At 62.7% G+C, this 3,241-nt stretch carries 2 protein-coding genes and 1 pseudogene; all 3 read left to right on the top strand.

The annotated features are described in order from the left end of the window. Positions 1-1,079 (top strand): annotated as a pseudogene (locus tag EN935_RS28130) (cell division protein FtsZ); the annotation flags it as partial. A 281-nt stretch (positions 1,080-1,360) separates the two neighbouring features. After that, on the top strand, positions 1,361-2,311 hold the full coding sequence (lpxC, locus tag EN935_RS28125) for a UDP-3-O-acyl-N-acetylglucosamine deacetylase (RefSeq protein ID WP_127266040.1): 951 nt from the start codon (positions 1,361-1,363) through the stop codon (positions 2,309-2,311). Between the two features lie 263 nt (positions 2,312-2,574). Continuing rightward, a partial coding sequence (locus EN935_RS28120; protein WP_164771392.1) for an outer membrane protein assembly factor BamD occupies positions 2,575-3,241 on the top strand: 667 nt, incomplete at its 3' end.

Genomic DNA, 3,241 nt, shown 5'->3' with positions numbered 1-3,241 from the left:
ACCTGATGGTCAAGGAAGGCCTGATCAATCTCGACTTCGCCGACGTCCGTTCCGTCATGCGCGAGATGGGCAAGGCAATGATGGGCACCGGCGAGGCTTCGGGCGAGGGTCGCGCGATGGCCGCCGCCGAAGCGGCAATCGCCAACCCGTTGCTCGACGAGACCTCGATGAAGGGCGCCAAGGGCCTGCTGATCTCGATCACCGGCGGCCGCGACCTGACGCTGTTCGAAGTCGACGAAGCGGCAACGCGTATCCGCGAGGAAGTCGACCAGGACGCCAACATCATCCTGGGCGCCACCTTCGACGAGGAACTCGAAGGCGTCATCCGCGTCTCGGTGGTTGCCACCGGCATCGACAAGTCGGCGGCTGAAATCGCCGCTGCGCCGATCTCGATCCGCACGGCGCCGCCGAAGCCGGTCAGCCGCCCAGCCGTTGCCGCGGTGGAAAGCCGCCCGGCGCCGGTCCAGCAGGCGGCATACGAGCCACGCGCGGCCGACCCGGTCGCCGAAGCCATCCAGCTGGCCGAAGCCAATGCCGCGGCCATGGCTCAGGCGCGCCCGGCTCTGGTCGCTCACGCTGAAGATTTCCGCCCGCAGAGCAAGATCTTCCAGGCGCCGCCAGCACAGCCGATGCCGCAGCCGGTGGTCCAGCAGATGATGCAGCCGGCTCCGCAGCCGCGCGAGATGCTGCGCGAAGCCCCGCAGCCGGTTGCCATGGCGCCGCAGCGGATGCCGCGCGTCGAGGACTTTCCGCCCGTCGTCAAGGCCGAGGTGGATGCCAAGAGCCGCCCGGTCGACCACGAGAACAACAGCGGACCGATGGGCCTGCTGAAGCGCCTGACCAACGGCCTGACCCGCCGCGAAGAAGAGCCTGCACGGCTGCAGCCGGCGCAGCCGCGCGAGCCCAAGCTGCGCCAGGCAGCGCCCGAAGTGCGCCGTCTCGCCAGCCAGGACGCGCAGCTCTACGCACCGCGCCGTGGTCAGCTTGACGACCAGGGCCGCCTGACACCGCAGGTCAGGTCGACTCAGGAAGACGATCAGCTGGAGATTCCGGCGTTCTTGCGCCGCCAGGCCAACTGATTGGTAAACGGACTGTAACATTTGTTAACAGGCAAGCGAGGAATCGCTTGCCTGTTAACGTTTTAAATGATGTGATTTCAATCACTTACCAAATCGTGCCCATTCCAGTTTGCGGTTACACAGAGTAAGAAACCGTGATTTGGAGTCTCCCTGACGGGACATTATCTTCGCTGCCTACCATCGTCGGTTTGCCGGGATTTCGGGGGAAGTCGCCCTGCTTGCCGATTCACACAAGAGCCGCGCCCTCGGGCTGGAGAAGCGGACCTAGGCATTACGGGCTTATGGGGATTGTCTTGCACGACTATCAGACGACATTGAAGACGCGCGCGTCGCTTACTGGCACCGGCGTCCACAGCGGCAAGGAAGTTTCCATCAGCTTTTTGCCGGCGGATGCCGACACCGGTATCGTTTTCCAGCTTTTCAACGGTGCAGAGCAGGGCCGCGAGTTCCGCGCCCTGGTCTCGGAAGTCGGCGCTACCGACCTGTGCACTATGCTTGGTGATCCCGCGGGCGAACACATCGCCACGGTCGAGCACATCATGGCGGCGCTGTTCGGGCTCGGCATCGACAATGTCGCCATCGAGATCGATGGTTCCGAGGTTCCGATCTTCGACGGCAGCGCCATGGCGTTCGTCGGAGCCATCGATCAGGCGGGCATCGAGACGCTCTCGGTCAAGCGCCGCTATATCAGGGTCATCAAGCCGGTCCGCATCGAGAACGGCGCCTCCTGGGCGGAGTTCAGGCCCTATGACGGCACCCGTTTCGAGATCGAGATCGACTTCGAAAGCCCGGCAATCGGCCGTCAGCTGTTCGCATCCGACCTCAATGCCGATATCTTCCGCCGCGACATCGCGCGCGCGCGCACCTTCGGCTTCATGAAGGATGTCGAGCGGCTGTGGGCCGCCGGCTATGCGCTCGGCTCCTCGCTGGAGAACTCGCTGGTGATCGGTGACGACAACCGCGTCATCAACATGGGCGGCCTGCGCTATCCCAACGAATTCGTGCGCCACAAGACGCTGGACGCCATGGGCGACCTGGCGCTGGCCGGTGCCCGCTTCATCGGCTGCTTCCGCTCCTATCGCGGGGGCCACAGGATGAACGCTGCGGCCCTGCGCCGCCTGCTGTCGGATCGGACTGCGTTCGAGATCGTCGAGACGACGCGCCGCGAGCGCGGTCGCAGCGCCGAGATGAACGCCGTCAACGCGCCGCTCTACGCGCCCTGGATGATCTGATTCTCTTAACTTTTTTCGGATTTCATGGCAGGCAGAGGTGTTGCATGAATGCACCACCTGCTGGCGAAATTACATGGGTGTCGGGCCGCCCGCTTGTCGCCACAAAAATGCGCGATTGGCCGGCGATAGCGTTGCCCGGCAAGGCGGTTATGGTTTATGGCTGCTGCCGTCGATTAGTGCATGTCGCCTAGAAGTGGGGACCAGTTTTGGGACAACGGCATGCGACGGGCATTAAAATAACGCCGAAAGGGCGGAATCCAATCATGTTTTTCAAGCGAGTTGGTCAATTGAAAGCGCCGCAGAGGGCTGTTTTCCTGGCGCTTTCGGTGGTTGTTCCATCGCTCTTTCTGTCGGCCTGCATGTCGTCGGAGAAAGATATCGACCTGTCGACCTATGTCGACCAGACCGAACCGGCCGATGTTCTCTACAATCAGGGCCTCGCCAACCTCAATGCCGGCCGCCTGCAGGAGGCAAGCCGCAAGTTCGACGCCGTCGACCGCCAGCACCCCTATTCGGAGTGGGCCCGCAAATCCATGGTGATGGGCGCTTTCGCCGACTACCGCCAGGGCAATTATGACGAGGCGATCGGCTCGGCCAAGCGCTATCTCACGCTCTATCCGTCGACCGATGACGCCGCTTATGCGCAATACATCATCGGCTTGAGCTATTACCGCCAGATCAAGGACGTGACGCAGGACCAGAAGGAAGCGCGCCAGACCCTTCAGACGATGCAGGACCTGGTGACGCGCTGGCCGACATCGGAATATGTCGACGACGCCAAGGAAAAGATGCGCTTCGCCAACGATCAGCTGGCCGGCAAGGAAATGCAGATCGGCCGCTATTATCTCGAGCGCCGCGAATATATCGCTGCCGTCAAGCGCTTCCGCACCGTGGTCGAGAACTATTCCAACACGCGCCATGTCGAGGAGG

Source organism: Mesorhizobium sp. M7D.F.Ca.US.004.03.1.1 (assembly GCF_003998635.1).
GTDB lineage: Bacteria > Pseudomonadota > Alphaproteobacteria > Rhizobiales > Rhizobiaceae > Mesorhizobium > Mesorhizobium loti.
Note: the sequence above shows the minus strand (reverse complement) of the source record. Positions and strands in the feature narration are given on the sequence as shown.

Bases quoted from the DNA above. Each gene is read 5' to 3' on its own strand.
- lpxC (WP_127266040.1), top strand. From the start codon at position 1,361: ATGGGGATTGTCTTGCACGACTATCAGACGACATTGAAGACGCGCGCG.